The sequence below is a fragment of the Streptomyces sp. UW30 genome (assembly GCF_008042075.1).
Lineage (GTDB): Bacteria > Actinomycetota > Actinomycetes > Streptomycetales > Streptomycetaceae > Streptomyces.
This window is the reverse complement of sequence record NZ_RDBN01000027.1, coordinates 1-21,718: the sequence shown is the minus strand read 5'-3', so window position 1 is coordinate 21,718 and position 21,718 is coordinate 1. Positions and strand designations below refer to the sequence as shown.

Sequence of the window (21,718 nt, the reverse complement as noted above, 5' to 3'; positions counted from 1 at the left end):
AGCCTCAAAGAGTGTGGCTATCATCACTCGCACACACGGCGTGACTGCATCGCGACGCAACGGCGTACAGTGTCCGCCACCCCATTTTTGCCGCCCCTGACCCGAGGTCATCCCTCTCCGGTTCGTGGCGTTGTTCCATCACACCCCCCTCTACGCCGTCGGGGCCGGTTCGGCTCGGTGGTGTGCAAGACGGAAAGCAGCGCGCATGAGCAACAACAGGGGCAGAGGGCTGCAAGCCAATGCCCTCGGTACGTTCGACACGGTCGTGATGGCGGTCGCGGGCAGCGCCCCTGCGTACTCGATCGCCGCGACCACAGCGGTTCTCGTCGGCGCGGTGGGTCTGGCCAGCCCGGCCGCGCTGCTGTACTGCGCGATACCGATGCTGGGCATCGCGCTGGCGTTCAGCCGTCTCGGCCGGATCGATGTGAACGCGGGCGCCAGTTACTCCTGGGTCGGACGGACACTGCACCCCTTTCTCGGCTTCCTCAGCGGATGGGCGCTGGTGGTCTCGACGACCATCTTCATGGTGGCGGGTTCGCTGCCCGCCGGATCGATGACCCTGGCCCTGTTCGACGAGGAACTCGCGGAGAACACCGCGCTGTCGACGCTGGTCGGGGCCTGCTGGTTCCTGGTCATGCTGCTGGTGGTGCTGGGCGGGGCACGGCTCACCGTGCGGGCGCAGATCGTGATGTCCGGCGTCGAGTTGGCGATACTGGCGCTCTTCGCGGTACTCGCCCTCTTCCACTCCGGAAATGCCCGCGCGTTCGACTGGTCCTGGCTCGGCTTCGGGCACTTCGACGGGGCGGCGGGATTCGCGTCGGGGGCGCTGATCGCCGCGTTCTACTACTGGGGCTGGGACGTGACCAGCAATCTCAGCGAGGAGACCCGCAACAGCCGCCGTACGACAGGACTCGCGGGACTCATCGGAGTGGGTGTCGTCTTCCTGCTGTTCGAGGTCTTCACGATCGCGGTGAACGTCATCCTCTCCTCACGGCAGATCCAGGAGAACGACGCCAACGTGCTGGCGGTGCTCGGCGAGGAGGTGTGGCCGGGCTGGGGCGGCAAGTTGCTGATCGTGGCGGTGATGCTGTCCACCATCGCCACCTTGGAGACCACGCTCATCCAGGTCACGCGCTCGCTGTTCGCCATGGGCCGGGACCACACGATGCCGTCGGCACTGGGGCGTGTGCACCGCCGCTGGAACACGCCGTGGGTGGCGGTCGCGGTGGTCGGCGTGGTGGCGCTGGCGATGTTCGTCGCCGCCAACTCCCTGGGCACGGTGGGCGACATCCTCTCCGACGCGATCTCGGCGATCGGGTTGCAGATCGCCGTGTACTACGGGCTGGCGGGTCTCGCGGCGGTGGTCGCCTACCGCAAGATGCTGCTGACGTCGGTGGGCGACTTCGTACTCGGCGGTCTGTGGCCGCTGTTCGGTGCCCTGTTCATGTTCTGGATCTTCTTCGAGTCGCTGGGCGAGCTGAGCGGTTCGGCGATCGTGATCGGCCTCGGCGGTATCGCGGCCGGTCTGGTCCCGATGCTCTGGTACTGGCGGCAGGGCAGCGACTACTACCGGCCGGCGAAACTGGACGCCACGAGGACCGTCGAGGCGGAGTATGTCCCTGCCGGCGGCGACGGTAACGACTCCCTCGTCCATGAGGGTCTTCCGACCGACTTCTGAGGGAGACCCCGATGGCGCGAGGCAACTTCAATCCGGACTTCGACCCCGACTGCGGGGACGCGGCCCTGACGTCTGCCCGCCAGGACATCGTCATCGGCCGCTGGCAGGGGTTGCGGGAACTGCTGCGCGCCACCGGCCCGAACTGGCTGGTGCGGGGCCACCGGGTGCGGCTGCTCGCCCAGGCCTGCGCGAGCAGTTCCACGGTGGAGTCGTGGCTGGCAGCCGAGCCGCACAGCGGCAACGCGCTGGTGCTGCGGGCGGCCACGGAGACGGCCCGGGCGTTCAACCTGGCCATCGCCGCGGGCCGGGGCGTGCCGATCGACACACGGCGCGTCGACACCGCGGTGCTGTCGTGCCTCAGGGCCGCCGACTCCTACCCGGACGATCCGACGCCCTGGATCTCGCTGATCTCCGTGGCACGGCTGTATCCGAACGGTGTACGGCGCCAGGAACTGGGGCGCTGGTGGGACGAGTTGCACGGGCGCGACCCGTACAGCGTGGAGGGGCATCTGCAGGTGCTGCACTACTACTCCTCGCGCTGGCACGGAACCCACGGTCTGATGTACGACTTCGCCCGCGACGCGGCCGGCGTGGCTCCGTCCGGCTGCCCGCTGCCGGTGCTCGTGCAGTACGCCCGGGTCGAGGAGTTCCGCTACGCGCTGGACGCGGCCAAGGGACAGCACGCCTCCATGGGGATCGGCCAGCACTGGAACAACGACGGCGCCGTCAGCGACGTACGCCGGACCTGGGAGCGCTGGATCATGGGCCGCGCCGACCAGGAGGTGGCCCCCGGCGAGCTGCGCGACGTCAACTACCTGGCGCACGCGGCCTGTCAAGCGGGCGTCCATGACATCGCCGCGGCCCTGTTCCGCATGCTGGGCCACCGGGCGACCCGCGCACCGTGGGCGTACACCGGCGACCCCGAGAAGCAGCTGGTGAAGTGGCACAGGGAGGTGGGGGTGCAGGCCTGACCCCCGGCCCCGGTGGGGCCGCTCGGTGTCAGGACTCCTCGGACCGCGGGCCCGTCGTCCACCTCTCCTCGATCCGGCCGATCCTCCACACCGCGAGGGCCACGGCCCAGGTCACGGCGAACAGGCCCACCACGGCGAAGCCTGCGGTGTTGAGGTCGAGGCCGGTGATCCAGTCCCAGAAGCGGCCGTGCAGGGACAGGCGGTCGGCGAGGAGGGTGAGGAGTTCGACGGTGCCGATCAGGAGGGCGACCGCCACGGACAGGCCGGTGACGGTGAGGTTGTAGTAGACCTTGCGGACCGGCTGCGAGAAGGCCCAGCCGTAGGCGAAGTTCATGAACGTGCCGTCGATGGTGTCCAGCAGGGACATGCCGGCGGCGAAGAGGACGGGCAGGCACAGGATCGCGTACCAGGGCAGCCCGGAGGCGGCGCCGGAGCCGGCCAGGACGAGCAGGGCGACCTCGGTCGCGGTGTCGAAGCCGAGGCCGAAGAGCAGACCGAGCGGGTACATGTGCCAGGGCTTGGTGATCGATCTCGTGGCGCGGCCGAGGATGCGGTTCATGAAGCCGCGGTTGTTCAGCTGCTGTTCGAGGGCCGCCTCGTCGTAGTGGCCCGAGCGCATGCGGCGGAACACCTTCCAGATGCCTGCGAGGGCGACCAGGTTGATCGCCGCGATCAGGTAGAGGAAGGCGCCGGAGACCGTCGTACCGATCAAGCCGGTGATGTCGTGCAGGCGGGAGCCGTCGTCGCGGACCGGTCCGGCCAGCGTCTTCACGCCGAAGGAGAGCAGCAGTGCCAGCGCGAACACGACGCTGGAGTGGCCGAGCGAGAACCAGAAGCCGACCGACAGCGGCCGCTGCCCCTCCCCCATCAGCTTGCGGGTGGTGTTGTCGATCGCCGCTATGTGGTCGGCGTCGAAGGCGTGGCGCATCCCGAGCGTGTACGCGGTGACGCCGATACCGATCCCGAAGGACTGCGTGCCCACGCTGTAGTGCTCGGGGCCGACGACCGCGACGAGGGTGCCCCAGCCGGCGACGTGCAGAGCCAGCACGAACGCGGCCATGCCGCCGACCCTGCTCCACTCCTGCCGCGTCATGGAGGTGCGGACGCGGTGCCACGCGGTGGCGGTGGCGGGGAGGGTCGGAGTGGAGTCAGGGGCAGCCGTCATCGGGGAGGGAGTGTCTTTCTTGTGGCGGCGGCTGCGTTGTACAGCCTGCGGCCATCTTCCAGCACTTGCAAACCATGTGCAGTAAAGGCCGTGGCAGTTCTTCGCCATGGAAGCCACAGCTTCTGGCCATGCGCACCAAAAGCGCGGCGCCGGTTCAGGGCGCGGCGTCCGGCCCGTCGGGTCGGCTGCGGCGCTGTTCGACCAGCTCGCAGCGCCGGCCAGTGGCGCCGGGCCAGCGGGGCCGCGGCCACCAGGACGGCTCGCGCGAGGACCGTGTGTCAGTGGACCCGTGTGCGCCCGGCCGTGGGGAGGGTCTCCTGCGACGTCATGCCGAGTCGCCGGCGACCGGGGCCGGGGCGATGCGGACGTCCAGGCCGTCGAGGCGGTGAAGCTCCCAGTCACGGGCGTGGCGGGGCGGTTTGCGGCCGGGCGCGGTGAGGGCGCCGACCGGGAGACGGCGGGCGGTCCGCAGGAGTTCGGCCCTGGTGGTGTTGACGTTGTGGCCGCGCATCGCGGCGGAGCCGCAGCCGGCGTAGTAGGCGACGGGGACGGCCTCGTGCCCGGTGAGCAGGCAGGGCGGGCGCACGCCGAGGGTGTGCAGTTCGGCGGCGGAGCGGGCCCAGGCGAGGCGGGAGGCGCTCGTGCGCTCGACGGTGCGGTCCAGGACGACGTACTGCACGGCCAGATGTCCGGCCAGTGCGAGCCCGACCACGGTCGCGACCGCCGGGCGCCACCGACCGTTCGGCGCGGTGACCAGGTTCCACAGCGCGTCCGCGACCGGGATGGCGAGAAGTGCGTAGGCGGGCAGGAGGAAGCGGGGCGCCGCGTACCCGATCAGGAACAGGTACGGGAAGGCGGCCGTCGTGGCGCAGGCCAGCGGGACCAGGGTGCGGGTGGTGCGTCCGGCGCGGACCGCGACCGCCAGTGCGTAGGCGGCGAGCAGCGGGAGCACGAACCACCAGGCGAACACGGCCGGGTGGGGCGTCGCCACGTCGCAGGGCCGGCACAGGATAATGCCGACCAGGCTGCGCAGCTGGTCGTCGACCGCAAGGTTCCAGCCGAGGTCGCCCTGGATGCGGGAGGCCTCGTTGAGCCGCTCGCGCAGGCCGCCGTAGCTGACGTACGCCTCGATCACCCACTGGACACCGCCTGCCACTAGCCCGGCCGCGAGGGCGGCCCCGAGCCGCCGGTGCCGTGCCACCGCCGCGAGGACGAGCAGCGGCAGCGTGACCCAGACGGCGTCGGTGGGCCGCATCCACGCCATCAGCACGGCGCCGGCCAGGACGCCCCGCAGGGCCCACTCGTCGAGACGGTCGGCGCGGGCCCGCAGGAAGCAGCCGACGCAGAGCAGGGCGCCGAACGCGACCCAGAGGTTGGGCATCGCCTGGGGGCCGTAGAAGAGGGTCATCCACAGGGTGACGAAAAAGGCGCCGGCGCCGGCCAGGACGCGGGCCGGGAACAGGTGACGCCAGGCACGCAGGGACAGATACAGAGCGAGTCCGGACAGGACGGCGAGGTAGACACGCAGCAGGGTCGTGGAGGACGACCAAGAGGCGATGGGCCACACCAGCAGCGGGACGCCACGGGCGCGGGGTGCGCTGAAGAACGCGGCCGGCGCGTCGCCGGCGACCTGGCTGACGTACACCACCTCGTCCCAGCCGAGGCCCATCGAGGGCCGCACGAGGAGGAGTTGGGCGAGGGTGAAGGCGACGGCCACCGCAGCGAGCAGGCCGTCGCCGCGGGCCCGCCAGGGCCTGCCGGACACGTGCGCCTCGTCGCGCCGCCCCGCACCGACGAGCATGGGCTTCGTGCCCTGGGCCATCGTCCACCCCTCACTCATACGAGAACACCGAGAACACCGAGAACGGGCAAAACACGGACAAACTACCCAGCCGGGCAGGGGCGTGAAGCGCGCGGTTGCGCCAGGCGAATGACACGGAGGTGCCACACTCAGCTGTGTGGCCCTGACCTTCGACGACCTCCTCGCCCGCGCCCGGTCACTCCCCCGGGGCGGCCGACGCGCCGTCCTCGGCATCGCGGGCAGCCCCGGCGCGGGCAAGACGACGCTCGCCGAACGCCTGGTGCGGGAGCTGAACGGCGCCGCGGAGCCATGGGTCGCGCATGTGCCCATGGACGGCTTCCATCTCGCCGATGTCGAGTTGGAGCGGCTCGGGCGCCGGGACCGCAAGGGCGCGCCCGACACGTTCGACGCGGCGGGGTACGCGGCGCTGCTGCGTCGCCTGCACGAGGACACCGACGGCGAGACCGTGTACGCGCCCGGCTTCGAACGGGTGCTGGAGCAGCCGATCGCCGGGGCCGTCCCGGTGGAGCCGACGGCCCGGCTGGTCGTGACCGAGGGCAACTACCTGCTGTTGGGCACAGGAGCGTGGGTCCAGGTTCGGACGCAGCTGGACGAGGTGTGGTTCTGCGAGCTGGATGAGCCGGAGCGGCTGCGGCGGCTCATCGCCCGGCACGAGGAGTTCGGCAAGCCGCACGACGAGGCCGTGGCGTGGGTGCTGCGTTCGGACCAGCGCAACGCGGAGCTGGTCGCGACGACCCGGGACCGGGCCGACCTGGTGGTGCCGGTCGCGGCTCTGCCCACCCCGCACGAGCCGCCGACGGCCCGTGCGGGGGCGTGAGTGGCTCGGCCTACACGGCCCTCAGCGTCAGCTCAGGGTCTCCGTGTGCGTCGCCCGCAGGCTCGCCGATCACTGCGGTGAAGGCCTCGGTACGGACCGTCAGCTCTGAACCGTCGGCTGCGAAGGCGGGCGCGAACGGACCCTCCGGCCCGTAGCGCACGGCGAAGACGTGCAGGTCGTCCGGGGCGCCGGGCGCCGGTCCGGCCTCCAGGGCCGTCGAGCCGACCAGATGGCTCCAGCCCAGGTCGGGGTTGCCGTAGCCGCGCGGATCGGCGGCCAGGGCGAAGGCGGCCTCCTCCTGGGTCCGCTCCGCACGGGCGTCGAAGTGGTCCACACCGTCCGACTCCGGGTGGGTCAGCCGCAGTTCCCCTGCCGCCGTGACCTCGCCGTCCGCGGTGCGGCGCACCCGGTCGCCGTCGTCGGTGGCGTACGGCAGGCCGGCCAGCAGGTACGGCGTGCCGGGGAGCCGTTCCACCGCGACCGTCATCCACAGGCCCCTGCCGTCGGTGACGTACAGGGACCGCACATGCCGCAGGACGTGGTCGCGGCCGACGACGGGCTTGGTGACCAGCTTGGCCGTGAGGCCGTCGGCGTGGACGTCCCGGACGCGGACCTCGCCCATCGGGCGGCAGTGCAGGAAGCCGTCCGTCACCGGGCCGAAGCCGTGCTGCCGGTTCACCGCGGCGGGGAGGTAGTAGGTGCCGGCCGCCTCGACCAGCGACGGGGTCATACGGTCGTCGAAGGCCACCGAGACGGTGCCCGAGCGCAGTTGGTGGCGGGCCGGGGTGGTGGACGGGGTGCGGTGCCAGCGCGTGGTGTCCTGGATCTGCCAGACCAGCATCCAGGCGAAGTGCCCGTCGATGCCGCCGTCCGGCTTGACCGCGTGCCGGCCCCAGCGGGTGTCGCCCCGGTAGCGGCCGAGGTCGGAGCCGATCCGGGCGCCGAAGTAGCGCAGGCCCAGGACCGACTCGAAGCCGCTGTGCTGCTCGCTGTAGCGCGGGCCGCCATTGTCGAAGCCGCCGCCGGGCAGGCGGGCGTCGATGTAGCGGGCGAGCGCGTCGCCGTCCTCGGCGAAGATCTCCGCGCCGCTGATCCGGTGGGCCTGGGCGAGGAAGGACAGGGAGATCGGTCCGTAGTTGTTGTCGTACGCGCCGCCGTGCTCGGGCGGCAGCAGAGCGCCCCGGTCGTTCACCCGGTGGGCGCGGATCTCCTCCTCGTACAGGCGCAGGGCGCGCTCGCGGACGGCGTGGCCGTCCGGGGCGGGCAGGTGGCGGGCCAGCATCAGGCCGCCGACCACGCAGCCGATGGCCTGGTTGCCGGCCTCCTGCGGGTTGAAGAAGGTCGCCTCGGTCAGCCAGCGCCAGTAGCCGTGCGCCACCTGGACGAGTTCGGCGCGCCGCTCGTCCTCGACGAGTCCGTCGGCCAGGTCCAGCATGTTGACGGCCTGCAGCAGCGCCCACACCGTGCTGGGCCAGTCCCCGATGGGGTGCGCGCCCGCGGCCAGGGTGTAACGGGCGTACGGCAGACCGCAGGCGCGCGCCTTCAGGTTCGGGTATCCGGGGTTGTCCTCCGTGTACACCCGCTCGCGCAGATGGAAGGCGAGGCTGCGGCGCACCGCCTCCGGCAGGCGCGGGTCCTTGCCCCGCTGCCAGGCGAGGGCGAGGAGCGAGGTGACGCCGAGCGAGGTGTCGCCGATGTCGTCGCCGCCGTCCGGGTGTTCCAGGTTGCCCTCCGGCGTGAGCCGGGCCAGTGCCTGTTCGACGACACCGGCGAGGACGGCGTCGTACGCCTCCGGGGTGTCGGGGAGGTCGTGCAGGGCGCCGAGCTGGCGAGGGAGATGCACGGGTGGTCAGCCCTTCATGCCAGAGGTGGCCATGCCTTCCACCAGCCTCTTCTGGAAGATCAGGAAGCAGATGAGCGTGGGCAGGAGCGCGAGCGTCGACATGGCGAACATCGCGCCGTAGGAGGAGCCGCTGGTCTGGTCGAGGAACAGGGTGAGGCCGAGCGGGACGGTGAACTTGTCGTTCTGCTGAAGGTAGACGAGCTGGTGGAGGAAGTCGTCGTAGGTCCAGATGAAGGTGAAGATCGTGGTGGTGATGAGCGCCGGCTTCATCAGCGGAAGGATGATCTTCCAGTAGATCTTCCACGGGTTGGCGCCGTCCACCATGGCCGCCTGGTCCAGCTCGCGCGGGATGGAGCGGATGAACTGGACCATCAGGAAGATGAAGAAGGCGTCCACCGCGAGGAACTTCGGCACGATCAGCGGCAGGAACGTGTTGATCCAGGTCAGGTTGTAGAAGATCGTGTACTGCGGGATCAGCACCGCCTGCGTGGGCAGCATCAGCGTGCCGAGCATCAGGCCGAACCAGATCTTCTTGCCGCGGAACTCGAAGCGCGCGAAGGCGTAGGCGGCCAGCGAGCAGGAGATGACGTTGCCGATCACCGCGCCGATCGTGACGATCAGCGAGTTGGTGATGTACAGGGAGAAGGAGTTGCCGGAGCCGCTCCAGCCCTCGGAGTAGTTCTCGGGGCGCAGCTCGTTCGGGATGAGCCCGGGTTGGGTGAAGATCTCGGTGTCGGGCTTGAGGGAGCTGCTCAGCATCCACATCAGCGGATAGAGCATGACGACGGCGACGCCGATGAGCAGGGTGWGGGCGAAGATGCGGCGCGGGCCGGTCAGCGAGCGGAACTTGTGCAGCGGTGACTTCGACGGCTGGGCCGAGGTGATGGCGGACATGGTGAAGAACTCCTCGCTCAGTCGTCAGTCGTCGTAGTGGACCCAGTAGCGGCTGGCGATGAAGTTGACCGCCGTGAACAGCGCGATGACCAGGAACAGCACCCAGGCCAGCGCCGAGGCGTACCCCATCTGAAGGTCCGTGAAGCCCTTCTTGTACAGGTACAGGGAGTACAGCATGGTCGAGTTGAGCGGCCCGCCCGAGCCGTTGCTGATCACGAACGCCGGGGTGAAGGTCTTGAACGCGTCGATGATCTGCAGCACCACGTTGAAGAAGACGATCGGTGTGAGCAGCGGCAGCGTGATCTTGAAGAAGCGGGTGACGGGTCCGGCGCCGTCGATCGCGGCCGCCTCGAACACGTCCTTCGGCAGCTGCTTGAGACCGGCGAGGAAGATGACCATCGGGGTGCCGAACTGCCAGACCGCCAGCAGGACGAGCGTGTAGAGCGCGGTGTCGGGGCTGGAGATCCAGTCCTGTCCGGTGTTGAGGCCGAACCAGCCGAGGAAGTCGTTGAACAGGCCGTCCCCGCCGAAGACCTGCCGCCACACGATGGCGATGGCCACCGCACCGCCGAGCAGCGACGGCAGATAGAAGGCGGCCCGGTACAGGCCGATGCCCTTCAGGTCCCGGTTGAGCAGCATCGCCACGGCGAGGGCCAGGGCCAGCTTCAGGGGCACGGAGACCACGACGTACACGAGGGTGGCGTGCACCGAGTCCCAGAAGACCGGGTCGTCGGTGAACATCCGGTCGTAGTTGTCCATGCCGACCCACTGCGCGGGCGTCAGCAGGTCGAAGTTGGTGAAGGACAGATACAGCGAGTCGAGCATCGGGTAGATCGTCAGCCCGAACAGGCCGACGAACCAGGGGGCCAGGAAGAGATACGGCCACCAGCCCCCGCCCCGGCGTCTGGCGAGGCGGCGCCGCATACGGTCGCGCTCCCGCTGATCGGACGGGGTCGCGGAGGCCGACGCCTCCTTCACGACCGCGTCGGTCTGCGCGGTGGTCATACTCATCTCTCCCTGGCCCTCTCCCACTACTTCACGCCGTGCTCTGCAGCGACCCGTCAGGGGCGCGGGGAACTCTGCGCGACCAGCCACGACGAAGCCCGCAGACGCGAGACCACACATCGCGGCACTTCCCGTCGCGCACTACCCCCCGAGAATCCCGGCGGCCTGGTCGAAGAACTCACCCAGCTGCGCCTTGATCGACTTCTTGCCGAAGGCCACCGCAAGGTTCGACTCGAACAGCAGATCCCAGATCTGGTCGGCCCCCTGCGGCGGCGGCACCGGCGCCGGCAGCGCATTGGCCGCCTTGGAGACCCGCTGGGAGATGTAGTCCGCGTTCGCCATGTTCAGCTTGTCCGTCTCGGTCAGCCCCGAGGCGATCAGGTCGCGGGCCTTCTCGGTCGGCGGGATGCCACGGAACAGCTGCATGTCCTTGATCGCGGTGTCGTCCTGGGCGAAGAAGTTCATGATCTTCACCGAGTCGGCGACCTTCTTGCTGGCCTTGGTGGCGCACAGCAGCACACCGCCGTTGACGAAGTTGCCCTCGCGGGCCCCGGAGAAGTCGCCCTGCGGGGTCGGCAGGAAGTCGAGCTGCGCGTCGGTGATGGAGCCGCCCGCGCCGTAGACGCCGGAGTCGAAGGTGAACAGGGCCTTGCCGATGACGACCGCGTTCTTGGTGAGGTCGTTGTGCGCGGCGGAGGTGACGGCCGGCGGCGGGGAGGCGTTCGTCCGCCGCATCTCGGCCCAGTACTCCCACCACTCCTGCAGGGTGTCGGAGGTGAAGCCGAGCTTCTTGCCGTCGTCGGAGAAGAAGGTCTGCCCCTTCTCGCGGGCGAAGACCTCGAAGCACTGGAGGGTGGAGCCGCCGCCGTCGTCGACGCCGTAGGTCTTGCCGCCGCTCTTCTTGTAGACGTCCTGGGCGATCTTCTTCAGTTCGGCCCAGGTCCACTCGCGGTCCGGCAGCTTCAGGCCGAGCTTCTCCAGGCCGCTGCGGTTGACGGTGAGCTGGTTGACGCCGATGCCGGACGGCACGCCGTAGAGCTTGCCGTCGACGGTGCCGGCGGCGAGGAGCGTCTTGGAGAAGCCGGTGAGGTCCAGGGACTTGCCGACGTAGGAGTCGAGCGGGGCGAGGACGCCCTTGCGGGCGTACTGCGCGACCAGGGCGGTGTCCATCTGGAGCAGGTCGGGGGCGCTGCCTCCGGCGATGTTGGTGTTGAACTTGTCGAAGTACCCGTCGTAGCCCTGGTAGGTCTCGCGGATCTTTATCTTCGGGTTCTTCTCCTGGAAGTACGTCAGCGACTTCTTGTAGGCGTTGTGCCGGTCGTCGCTGCCCCACCAGGTCATGGTCAGGTCGCTGCTGGTGCTGCCGGCGCCGGTGCCGCCGGCGCAGGCGCTGAGCGAGCTGCCGAGCGCGCCGGCGACGGCCAGTCCGCTCGCGGTGCGGAAGAGGGTTCTGCGCGAGATCTGGTGACCCACCGGGTCCTCCCTGGATGTGCGTGACGGATCGCCCGGCCTCTGCGGCGACTCGGATCCTTGTGTGGATGGCGTTTCCCGGCCCGCGACCTCGCCCGGTCGCACCGCCGTGTCGGACGGGGGTCCACGGCCGTCGTCCGGGCCGTGACCGTGCGAGCACGCCCTCGCACGGCTCGCCGTACGCGTCGTACGGCGGAGTACCTCGTCCCGAGCCGGGTCCCGCCGGCTCAGAAAGCGCTTGTCCGGACATTGGCAGAAGCGGATGGAGTCCGTCAATGCTTCGCTTGGAGAGCCCCGGTCACGGTTTGGATTCCACGGGCCACGGCCAGCCGGGCCGCTCCCACGACGGTGCCGCTGTCGGCGAGCGCGGCGCTGACCACCTCGGTGGGCCAGCTCAGCCGGGCGAGTTCGGCCCGGACTCCCGGCACGAGCTGCGGGTTCGAGCCGACGGCGCCGCCCAGCACGATCAGTCCGGGATCCAGCACGGCGGCCACCGCGGCGGCCAGCCGGCCGATGTCGGCGGCGTGCCGGCCGACCAGGGCACCGGTCGCGGCATGGCCCTGTCCGGCGAGGGCGAAGAGCCGCTCGGCGGTGTCGGGGCACGGCCCGTCGGCGTCCTGCCACACCTCGGCCGTCCGGCGCAGCAGGGAACGTACGCCGATGTGCTCCTCCAGGGCCTCGTGGCGCGGTTCGCGGTTCTCGTCCCACGGATACGGCAGCCGGGCCACCTCACCGGCCGCGCCGTTCGCCCCGCGCAGCACCTGGCCGCCGACGACGATGCCGAGGCCGATGCCCACGCCGATCCGCAGATAGCCGAAGGTCTGACGGCCGCGTGCCGCGCCCTCGTGCAGCTCGGCGAGGGCGGCGCAGTTGACGTTGTTCTCCAGGTGGACGGGGACGCCCGGCGGCAGGGCGACGGCCATGGCGTCGAAGACCGGGCCCGCCTTGGCGGTCGCGGGCCGCATCCCGGAGCCGTCCCGGTCCCGGGTGGTGACGTCACCGACGGCCACGACGACGGCGCGCAGCGGGGCGTTCACCGGCAGCGCGTCGAGCACCTTGCGCACGGTGTCGGCGGCCTCGGCGCGGGTGCCGGTGCCCGTGGCGAGCAGGGCGCCGTCCAGGGCGCAGCCGCGCACCTGCGTCTGGGCGGGACCGAGGTCGACGGCGAGCACGGCGCCGGAGGCGGGCCCGAGCCGGTAGACGGCGGCGGACCGGCCGGTGGCGCCCGAGGCGGTGCCGGAGTGGGCGGCGAGGTCGGCGGCCTCCAGCTCGGCCACGGCGGTGGAGACGGTCGGCTTGGACAGGCCGGCACCGGCCGCCAGCTGGGGGCGGGTGGCGGTGCCCGCCGCGGCCAGCACCGCGAACACCGCACGCGCGCTCTCGCTCAGGTCCATGGTCTCCCCAGGTCGTGCTGCGGCGACATTACGCGCCGCAATGATCGATCGGCACCGGCAATTCCGCGCCTCTTGACTCACCCTACTTCGTTAGTTAACTTCCTAACGAACTAAGGCGGTGCTCGCCTGCCGCACTCATCCCGAAGCCCGTCCCGGGGCTTCCCGACGCCCGCTGGTGCGGGTCCTGCGAAGTCGACCGCTGTTCGGCCGCGCCCCGAAGGGGCGCGGGGAACTGCGCGACCAGCCACAACGGACTCGCGGATGACCAACGGCCCATCGCGGCACATCCCGCGAAGCTCCCCGCACGGTTCGCCCGCCGTCGCAGCCTCGGTGCACCGACGAAAGAGGATCCGTGCAGGACACCCCCCACTCGTCCCCCCTCGTGGTCGGCATCGACGTGGGCGGCACCAAGACGCACCTTCGCGCCCACGCGGGGGACGTCCTTGTCGCCGATCACGTCCGCACGAGCAGCGGCTGGCGGCCGCACGACCCGGTGGCCGCCGCAGGATGGCTGGCCTCGCTGGTCGCCGACTGCCTGCCGAGGGGGGTGCGTCCGTCCGCCCTCGCGGTGGGCGGGCACGCCTGTGAGACGCCCCGCCAGTGCGCCCAGTTGCGCACCGCGCTCCAACTCCACTTCGACGCGCCCGCGTCGGTGGTCGGCGACGCCGAACTGCTCGTCCCCGCCGCCGGGTTGGACAAGGGCGTCGGCCTGGTCGCCGGCACCGGTTCCGTCGCGGTCGGCCGTCTCGCCGACGGCAGCCCGGTCCAGGTCGGCGGCTGGGGCGCGGTCCTCGGCGACGAGGGCGGTTCGGCCGGTCTCGTCCGCGAGGCCGCACGGGCCGTATGGGCGGCGCACGATCTCGGCGACGAGCCCGACGCACTGGCGCGCGGACTCGTCGACGCGTTCGGGGTCGCCGAAGTGCCCGCGCTCGGCGCGGCGTTGGAGAGCGCCAGCAACCCCTCGGCAGACTGGGGCCGGCACGCACCGGTGGTGTTCGCCGCCGCCGAGGCCGGTTCGCCGCTCGCGCGGGCGGTGATCGACGAGGGCGGCCGGTCGCTGGCCGCGCTGGTCGAGCAACTCGCCGCGCGTGGAGTGCCGGTGGACGACGTGGTGGTCGCCGGCAGCACGATTCTCGCCCAGCCCGTGCTGTACGAGTCCTTCGCCGCCGCGCTCTGCGACAGCGTGCCCGGGGCCCGGCCTCGGCCGCTGGAAGTGCCGCCGGTCGAGGGCGCCGTGGCACTCGCGCGTTCACTCGTGTGACATCCGCCGGACGCCGGGCCATCCCGAGTCCGACACAACTCGCCCGTAGATCTTCGCTCGTAGGACTCGATCCCCGGCGCCTCGTGGGCCGCACGCATGTCTGTTGCGTGCCTGCCGGTCGAGTCGATCGTTTCGATCTCTTCCCGGCCGTACGGCCGAAGAATCCGAGAGAGGCACTCATGCCGTCACCCTCCGGGGGCCACGCCACCCCTTCCCTGAACAGAAGGCGCTTTCTCCTGACCTCCGTCGGAGGCGGTGCGGCGCTGGTGGTCGTGCCCGCCTTCGCCGGCCGGCTTCCCACAGCGGACGCCAGGACCGCCGTGCAGGCGGCCGCGTTCGTCGACGACTACAAGACCAACGTCGTCGCGAACCTGACGCCGGAGACCAACGCGGTGGTCCGGATCCTCGGCGGCTTCGCGCAGGTGTGGAAGACCGGCGACGCCTGGAACACGGGCGCGCCGCTCAGGCCCGAGGTGCTGCGGGCCAACATGCGCTACTGCGCCCGGATCACCGCCGCCCGCACGGACGCCCAGGCGAAGGAATCGTTCCTCATCGACCGTCAGCACCAGAGCTACTCGGTGATCGCCGGGCTCGGTCCGCTGGCCGGGCTGTACAGGTCGGGTGCCAAGGCGGTCACGTCGATCACCAGCGCTCCCGACGGCACCCCCGCCGGGAAGATCAGCGACGCGCTGCCCGCCGACGCCCCCGCCGGTTCCGCGATCGGCGCGGGGTCCTACGACTCGGACCTCGGCAAGGTGGCCAGGCTGGTCGACGCCGTGCGCGGCCCGTTCGCCTCCGGCAACCCGGCCAAGTTCGCCTTCCAGTACCCGCGGCCATGGCGGATGAACGAGGACAGCGAGGTCGTCGACACCGGCGAGAAGGACGCCTTCGGCTTCCCCGTCTACGAGTCCGAGGTGGTCGTCGCCCCGCAGCTGCTGCGCCAGCGCGGCGAGACCCCGGCCGAGGACGGCGGCTTCCCCAGCGGGCACACCAACGCCCTGCACCTGGCCGCCCTGGCGTACGCCTACGCCGTGCCCGAGCGCTTCCAGGAGCTGGTGACCCGGGCCTTCGAGCTCAGCCACACCCGCATCGTGGCGGGCATGCACTCCACGGTCGACGTCCTCGGCGGCCGCGTGATGGCCACGGCCCTGGCCGCCGCCGCCCTCACCGACCCGGCCAACGCCGAGCTGAAGGCGGCCGCCCGCGCCCAGGCCCTGGCGTACTTCGAGGAGCGCACCGGCACCACGGCCGACACGCTGTACTCCTACGCCCACTCCGCCGGCACCGACACCGACCCGTACGCCGACCGGGAGGCCAACGCCCGTACGGTCGGGCCCAAGCTGACGTACGTCCTGACCCGGCAGGGCCGCGACGTGCCGCTGACTGTGCCGAAGGGCGCCGAGGTCCTGCTGGAGACGCGCCAGCCGTATCTGACCGCGGCCCAGCGCAGTGAGGTACTGCGCACGACCGCGCTGCCGGCCGGGTACGTCCTGCTGGACGGCTTCGAGCAGTGGGGACGGCTCGACCTGTTCACCGCGGCGGACGGCTACGGTGCCTTCGACTCCGACGTGACCGTCACGCTCGACGCGGCGGCCGGCGGGTTCGGCGCAGCGGACAGCTGGCGCAATGACATCCGCGGCGAGGGCGGTCTGACCAAGCGCGGCACCGGCACGCTCACCCTGACGGGGCACAACCGGTACCACGGCGGCACGGTCGTCGAGGCCGGCGTGCTGGTCGCCGGGTCCGCCCATGCGCTCGGGCAGGGCGACGTGCGGGTGACGGGCGGCACGCTGCGCGGCGACAAGGTACTGCGGGTGCGCGGTTCGTACGTCCAGGAGGGTGACACGCGCCTGGAGCTGCTGCTGCGCAAGAACCACGGTCCGGCGCTGGAGGTGGCCGGCCGCGTCGTGCTGGGCCGGGGCAGTGTGCTGTCGCTGCGCCTGGACGCCGAGCGCCCGCCGGTCGCGGGGACCACGCTCGCCGTCATCGAGGCGCAGCGCCTGCGCGGCCAGTTCGACCGGGTGGAGCTGAACTCGGACACGCTGCGAGCCGTACCCGTCTACACGACGGAAGGTCTGTCGGTACGACTCCTGAGGCGGTGACGGCGTCCCCGGCGGGAGCTGGTGCAGAGTAGGCCCATGGGCCGCCTCCGGATCAGCTRCCGCCACCGCGGGGTCGACGGTGCCGCGGAGCGGATGATGGCGCTCGAAGAGCAAACGGCCCCGGCCCCGGCCCCGGCCACCGTCCCGGACACGCTCTGCGACGCGCGGCCCGTCAGGCGCCTGCTCGTCCCGCTCCTCGTGGTCCTGCTGCTCGGCCAGATGGCCGTCGCGATGGTGACGACCGCCGTGCGGCAGACTCCGACGATCGACGAGCCCGTCTACGTGGGCACGGCGGCCGAGTATCTGCACGAGCACCGCGTGGTCCACAACCCGGAGCATCCTCCGCTCGGCAAGCTGGTCATCGGCGTCGGGGTGGCGCTCGCCGATCCGCGGGTCGATCCCTCCTTCACCGGCGATCAGGGCCGGCTGGGGCGGCATCTGCTGTACGAGTCCGGGAACGACCCGTGGCGTCTGATGCTGTTCGCCAGGCTGCCGGTGATCGCCCTGACGCTCGCGTTCGGGCTGGTCGTGTTCGCCTTCGCCCGTGAACTCGCCGGTGCGGCGGGCGGTTTGACGGCGCTCGGCCTGTACGCCTTCTCCCCGGACCTCATCACGCACGGCTCGCTCGCCACGCTGGACGTGCCGGCGGCCGGGTTCGTGCTGACGTCGGTCTGGCTGCTGTGGCGGGCCCGGCGCCGGCCCCGGCTCCATGTGGCGCCGGCCGGGGTGGCGCTCGGGGCGGCCCTGGCGACGAAGATGAGCATGCTCGCCGCGGTCCCGGTGCTGATGGCGCTCGCGGCGCTGTCGGTGTGGTGCGCGAGGACGCCATCGCAGTCCCGCCGACGGACGCTCGGGCGGGCTGCCGTGGGCGCCGGTGTCCTGGCTCTGGTCGCGATCGCGGTCGTATGGGCGTCGTATCTGGTGGTCGATCCGCGGCTGCGCTGGGCGCCGGAGCAGCCCGTGCCCGCGGTGCGGGGCCTGCGGGGGCTGGTCGTGGACCTGTTGCCGTTCCCGGAGGCGTTCCGGGACGGCATGCGCGTGCAGTTCGAATTCGAGGACTACCCGTGGCAGGGCTTCCTGTTCGGCAGGCTCTACACGGGCTCGCTCTGGTACTACCTGCCGGCCGCGCTGCTGGTGAAGACGCCGCTGGGCATGCTCGCCCTGTGGGCGGCGGGCGCCGTCACCCTGGTGGCCGTACGCCGGCTGCGGCCGGTGGCGCCGTATCTGCTGGCGCCGAGCGCCGTGCTGCTCGGCGCGGCCATGCTCGGGTCGCGGGACTTCGGCACGCGGTACGCCGTCTTCGTGCCGATGTTCCTGGCGGTGGCGGCGGGTTGTGTGCTCGCGGTGCGACGGCGGTGGATGCCGGTCGCGGTCGGCACGTTGGTGCTGTTCGTCGCGGTCAGCTCGCTGCGGACGTTCCCCTACTATCTGCCGTACTCCAACGAGGCGTTCGGCGGTCCGGCGAAGACACATCTGCGGCTGCACGACTCGAACGTCGACTGGGGCCAGGACCTCGGCCGGCTGGCCGACCGGCTGCGGGAGCGGTACCGGGGCGAGCGGATCTGGCTGGTGTACAAGGGCAGCGGGGTGCCGTCGTACTACGGCATCCGCGCCGCCGATCCCCGCAAGGTGCCCGCCCGTGAGGTGCGCGGACTGCTGGTGGTGTCGGACTCGTCGGTGGCCAAGGCGACCGGGCGGCTGGCCGAACTGATCGACAGCAGTCGGCCGATCGACACGGTCGGTCATTCGATCACGATCTATCGCCGCTGAGTACGGGCGCATGAGCAGCCCGGATCGACACGGTGTGTGAGCTATGTTGAGGCACTGTGGGAGACAAAAGAGGCGCACCGGTGCCATCGCCCCAGCAGGCACGCGCACAGGCATCCGCCATCACCTCTGGAAAGTCGGTGCCGGAGGCCGGGGTGTCCCCGAGTTCCCAGCTCAGGGCGCTCTTCGACCAGCCTCGGCTCTCCCCCGGCCAGCGGCGCATCGCCCAGTACCTGATCGAGCACATCACCGAGGCCGCGTTCCTTTCGATCACCGATCTCGCCGAGCGGGTCGGTGTCAGCCAGCCGTCCGTGACCCGGTTCGCGGGCGCGGTGGGCTTCAGTGGTTACCCGGCGCTACGGGAGAAGCTCCAGTCGATCGCCCTGGGGGCCCTCGCCGGCGGCCCGGTGGCGGCCGAGGAGAACGGCGCCAACGAACTCCAGTCGGCCGTGGACGCCGAGATCGAGAACCTGGAGAACCTGCGGCGCGACTTCGCCGACCCCGACCAGGTGATCGACATCGGCCGCAAGCTGTCGGAGTCGACCCCGCTGACCCTCCTCGGCCTGCGCATCTCGGCTTCCCTCGCCGAGTATTTCGCCTACGCCGCACGCCGTATCCACCCCGACGTCCGCCTGGTGACCCGGGGCGGAAGCGTCGCCTACGACGCGCTGCTCCAGTCGCGCGAGGCGGGCGGCACCTGGGTGCTGGCGTTCTCCATGCCGCGGCACGCGCAGGAGACGCTCACCGCGGTGCGGGTCGCGCGCAGCGCGGGGCTGAAGGTCGCCCTGATCACCGACCTGGCACTCGGGCCGATCGCCGACACGGCAGACGTCGTCTTCGCCACCGGAACCGGATCGCGGCTGGTCTTCGACTCCTACGCCGCGCCGGGTGTGATGGCCGCCGCGCTGCTGCAGGCCATGACCGACGCCGACCCGGAGCGGACGCAGGCGCGGCTCGAGGACTACGAGCACATCTCCGACCAGCACCAGTTCTTCCTGCGCGACTGACCCCTTCGCATCGCCCGCCGCACGGGCACCCCCACCCACTCCGGTGGATACCGGATCACAGGGGAACCATCCGCATCAAATCGCGCATGAATGTTTTCATACGTCTTGCAAACCAGACGGCATATATAAATACTGCACACCGCACCATCCGCCCGCAGAAAGCAGCCGGTCCGCTCATGCGCACGTCACCCCATCCGTCGTGCGACAGCCGTCTGCCTTCCGGGCTCCCATGCGAACAGCCGTGGCCGCCGTCTCCTACCCGCGTCGGCGCTCGGGCTGTTCGGTCGGGCCTCGCTTGCGCGAGCGCCCGTGGCGGCGGCCCCGGTCATCCCCTAGACCGGGGCCGCGCCGACCCGTCGGATACCCCGGACGACACCGCACACCCGGAAGCGATGACCATGCCACTGACGACCACGCGCATCACCCCCGACTGGCCGTGCCAGGTCAAGAACCCCGGTTCCTACGACTGGGAACGCTCCGCCGCCAAGTGGCTGCGCGAGCTGGTCCCGGCCCGCTACGCCAGCTACCCGGCGCTGATCCGTCACCCCGTCCTGCTCGCCCGGCACGCGCAGATCCAGGTCCAGAACGAGATCCGCGTCGCGCGCACGGCACTGCAGACCGCACGGGCCGACCTGCCCGCGCTGGGGATGCCCGAGTCGGTCATCGAGCACACCATCAAGCTGTACGCGGCGGAGGTCATGCAGTTGCAGCACATCGCCCGCAGCGTGCGCGCGGTGTCCCAGGCGCTGGTCGACCACGGGCGCTGATCCGTCGCCCGCACCCGCTCGCCTCGCGTCAGGAGGCGCCGGCGCTCGCCGCACAGGTGACGGTCGCCGACGGCTGTCCGGCCGAGCTCGAGGTCGCGGCGAGGAACCCGAAGGTGACGCTCGCGCCGGGTGCCAGGGAGCCGTTCCACGACGCGTTGGAGACCGTCGTCCTGCCGTCGGGGCTCGTGGCGAGGGTGCCGTCCCAGACCTGGGTGACGCGCGCGCCGTCGGGCGGTACGAGCGTCGCGGTCCAGCCGGAGGCCGAGGACGCGGGCGCGTTGGTCACCGTCACCTCGCCCTGGAAGCCGCCCTGCCAGCTGCTGACGGTCCGGAAGGACGCCTTGCAGGCGGGAGTTGCACCCGGCTCACCGACGCCGGGTGCGCCCGACGCGGTGGGGTCACCCGGCGCCGGCTCGGCCGACGCGGTGGCTTCCGGAGTCGGCTCGCGGGCCTCCGTGTCGCTCTGCATGGCCGGAAGCAGGAGAGCGCCGCCGAAGCCGACGACCGCCGCCGCCGTCACGGCGACCGCGATGGCGGTGCGGCGAAATCCGGGGCCCGACGCGGCCGAACGGGAGCGAGCGCCGCGGCGCCGTGCGCTCCCGATGTCCCCGGCGACGGCGGGCAGTTCCTGTGTCGCGTCCTCGGCGCCGGGCAGGGCCGCGGGCACGGCCACGGTCTCGTAGCCGGCCTGGTCCTCCTCCCACTCCCGGAACAGTTCCGCGAGGGCGTCGGTGCGGCGTGGGCGCAGGACGCGGATCGGTTCCAGGACCGAGCTCTCGTCCGGCTCCGCGGGGTCGGGCCGTGTGGACACACCGCTCTCCTTCCGTCCCCGTCTGCACGGGGCTTCGCCAATCCCCGGGGATTGATACGGGGCCGGCGTCCCGCCGGTTCAGCCCGCAGCGGTGAGCGCGTGGCCGCGGTCAGGCGGGCGCGGTGAGGAAGCGGTGCAGGGACGTCTTCATCGCCGCGACGAAGGCGTCCCGGCGTGCGTCGTCCAGGGCGTCGAGGGACAGGTAGGGGTTGAGGTCCTCCAACTCGACCAGCAGGAGCTCCCCGCCCGGCGCGCGGCAGGCGTCCACGCGCTGGATGCCGTGGCCGAGGCCGTTCCACTCGATGAAGCGCCGGGCGAACTCCAGGTCGCCGTCGGTGGGTTCGTACGGCTCCAGCTGCCAGCGCCGGTCGGTGTGGGGCGCGTACAGGGCGTACTGGAAGTCGTGGTCGACGAAGTAGAAGGAGACCTCGTAGGCGAAGTCGACGCAGGGCTGGACCAGGACGTCCCCGTCGGCCGACTCGCTCACCTCCTGCGCCGGCACGATCCGCAGCCCCATCGAGTCGGCGCCGAGCTTGGGCTTGACGACATAGCGGTCGGCCTCGGGCAGACGGTGCAGGTCCTCGGCGCGGTCGACGGTGGGGATGACCGGGTACCCGGCGGCGGTCAGGTCGAGCAGGTACTGCTTGCCGGCCATGTCCGCCTTGCCGGAGAGCGGGTTGTAGACCCGCGTCCCGTCGACGCTCGCGCGCCGGCGGAAGGCGTCGTACGCGTCCTGGTAGGTCAGGACGGGACCGCTGTTGCGGACGACGACCGCGTCGAAGGCGCCCATGAGGGAGGCCGCGTCCCGGGGGTGGCACAGGGCGAGGTCGAAGTCGTCGCGCAGGCGGGAGGTGAGGAAGATGTCCTCGTCGCAGTAGCGGCGCCCGCGGGCCGGGTAGGCCAGGTCGGTGACGTACAGGATGCGGGGGCGGGCGCCGCTACTG

At 71.2% G+C, this 21,718-nt stretch carries 17 protein-coding genes; 8 read left to right on the top strand and 9 right to left on the bottom strand.

The window, feature by feature from the left end; translation table 11 throughout:
- The first annotated feature begins 205 nt into the window (after positions 1-205).
- Both EAO75_RS14160 and EAO75_RS14155 read left to right on the top strand, forming a co-directional pair.
- Positions 206-1,678: an APC family permease gene (locus EAO75_RS14160; protein ID WP_147995408.1), complete on the top strand. Its 1,473-nt coding sequence runs from the start codon at positions 206-208 to the stop codon at positions 1,676-1,678.
- 11 nt (positions 1,679-1,689) lie between these two features.
- Positions 1,690-2,649: a hypothetical protein gene (locus EAO75_RS14155; protein ID WP_147995407.1), complete on the top strand. Its 960-nt coding sequence runs from the start codon at positions 1,690-1,692 to the stop codon at positions 2,647-2,649.
- A 28-nt stretch (positions 2,650-2,677) separates the two neighbouring features.
- Here EAO75_RS14155 and EAO75_RS14150 read toward each other — a convergent pair whose 3' ends face one another.
- Both EAO75_RS14150 and EAO75_RS14145 read right to left on the bottom strand, forming a co-directional pair.
- Positions 2,678-3,814 carry a HoxN/HupN/NixA family nickel/cobalt transporter gene (locus EAO75_RS14150; RefSeq protein WP_187284434.1) on the bottom strand — a complete coding sequence of 379 codons (1,137 nt, stop codon included), beginning with the start codon at positions 3,812-3,814 and terminating at the stop codon, positions 2,678-2,680.
- Between the two features lie 325 nt (positions 3,815-4,139).
- Entirely contained in the window at positions 4,140-5,636 is a 1,497-nt protein-coding gene (locus EAO75_RS14145; protein ID WP_147995406.1) for a hypothetical protein, read from the bottom strand.
- 136 nt (positions 5,637-5,772) lie between these two features.
- On the opposite strand from EAO75_RS14145, the gene EAO75_RS14140 reads away from it, so the two are divergent.
- Complete coding sequence (locus tag EAO75_RS14140; protein ID WP_147995405.1) at positions 5,773-6,453, top strand: nucleoside/nucleotide kinase family protein; 681 nt, start codon at positions 5,773-5,775, stop codon at positions 6,451-6,453.
- 10 nt (positions 6,454-6,463) lie between these two features.
- Here the strand turns inward: EAO75_RS14140 and EAO75_RS14135 are convergent, their stop codons facing one another.
- From EAO75_RS14135 to EAO75_RS14115, 5 genes are all read right to left on the bottom strand, one after another.
- Complete coding sequence (locus tag EAO75_RS14135; RefSeq protein ID WP_147995404.1) at positions 6,464-8,296, bottom strand: hypothetical protein; 1,833 nt, start codon at positions 8,294-8,296, stop codon at positions 6,464-6,466.
- Between the two features lie 6 nt (positions 8,297-8,302).
- Complete coding sequence (locus EAO75_RS14130; protein WP_147995403.1) at positions 8,303-9,190, bottom strand: carbohydrate ABC transporter permease; 888 nt, start codon at positions 9,188-9,190, stop codon at positions 8,303-8,305.
- 24 nt (positions 9,191-9,214) lie between these two features.
- On the bottom strand, positions 9,215-10,195 hold the full coding sequence (locus tag EAO75_RS14125) for a carbohydrate ABC transporter permease (protein WP_147995402.1): 981 nt from the start codon (positions 10,193-10,195) through the stop codon (positions 9,215-9,217).
- Positions 10,196-10,336: 141 nt separating this feature from the next.
- Positions 10,337-11,668, bottom strand: coding sequence for an ABC transporter substrate-binding protein (locus EAO75_RS14120; protein WP_147995401.1), 1,332 nt, complete (start codon positions 11,666-11,668; stop codon positions 10,337-10,339).
- A 269-nt stretch (positions 11,669-11,937) separates the two neighbouring features.
- Positions 11,938-13,059 carry an ROK family protein gene (locus EAO75_RS14115; RefSeq protein WP_147995400.1) on the bottom strand — a complete coding sequence of 374 codons (1,122 nt, stop codon included), beginning with the start codon at positions 13,057-13,059 and terminating at the stop codon, positions 11,938-11,940.
- A gap of 352 nt (positions 13,060-13,411) precedes the next feature.
- Between EAO75_RS14115 and EAO75_RS14110 the strand changes: the two genes are divergently transcribed.
- From EAO75_RS14110 to EAO75_RS14090, 5 genes are all read left to right on the top strand, one after another.
- Positions 13,412-14,320 (top strand): N-acetylglucosamine kinase, encoded by a 909-nt coding sequence (locus EAO75_RS14110; RefSeq protein ID WP_147995399.1) that lies wholly within the window; start codon positions 13,412-13,414, stop codon positions 14,318-14,320.
- A gap of 179 nt (positions 14,321-14,499) precedes the next feature.
- On the top strand, positions 14,500-16,422 hold the full coding sequence (locus tag EAO75_RS14105) for a phosphatase PAP2 family protein (protein WP_147995398.1): 1,923 nt from the start codon (positions 14,500-14,502) through the stop codon (positions 16,420-16,422).
- A 219-nt stretch (positions 16,423-16,641) separates the two neighbouring features.
- Complete coding sequence (locus EAO75_RS14100) at positions 16,642-18,192, top strand: phospholipid carrier-dependent glycosyltransferase (protein ID WP_261989294.1); 1,551 nt, start codon at positions 16,642-16,644, stop codon at positions 18,190-18,192.
- An 80-nt stretch (positions 18,193-18,272) separates the two neighbouring features.
- Positions 18,273-19,196, top strand: a complete 924-nt coding sequence (locus tag EAO75_RS14095; protein WP_187284433.1) for a MurR/RpiR family transcriptional regulator — start codon at positions 18,273-18,275, stop codon at positions 19,194-19,196.
- Between the two features lie 392 nt (positions 19,197-19,588).
- Positions 19,589-19,963, top strand: coding sequence for a hypothetical protein (locus EAO75_RS14090; protein ID WP_147995396.1), 375 nt, complete (start codon positions 19,589-19,591; stop codon positions 19,961-19,963).
- A gap of 28 nt (positions 19,964-19,991) precedes the next feature.
- Here the strand turns inward: EAO75_RS14090 and EAO75_RS48225 are convergent, their stop codons facing one another.
- Positions 19,992-20,774: a cellulose binding domain-containing protein gene (locus EAO75_RS48225; protein ID WP_315987057.1), complete on the bottom strand. Its 783-nt coding sequence runs from the start codon at positions 20,772-20,774 to the stop codon at positions 19,992-19,994.
- 109 nt (positions 20,775-20,883) lie between these two features.
- Positions 20,884-21,718 (bottom strand): hypothetical protein (locus tag EAO75_RS14080; RefSeq protein WP_261989282.1); only part of this gene is annotated, 835 nt, incomplete at its 5' end.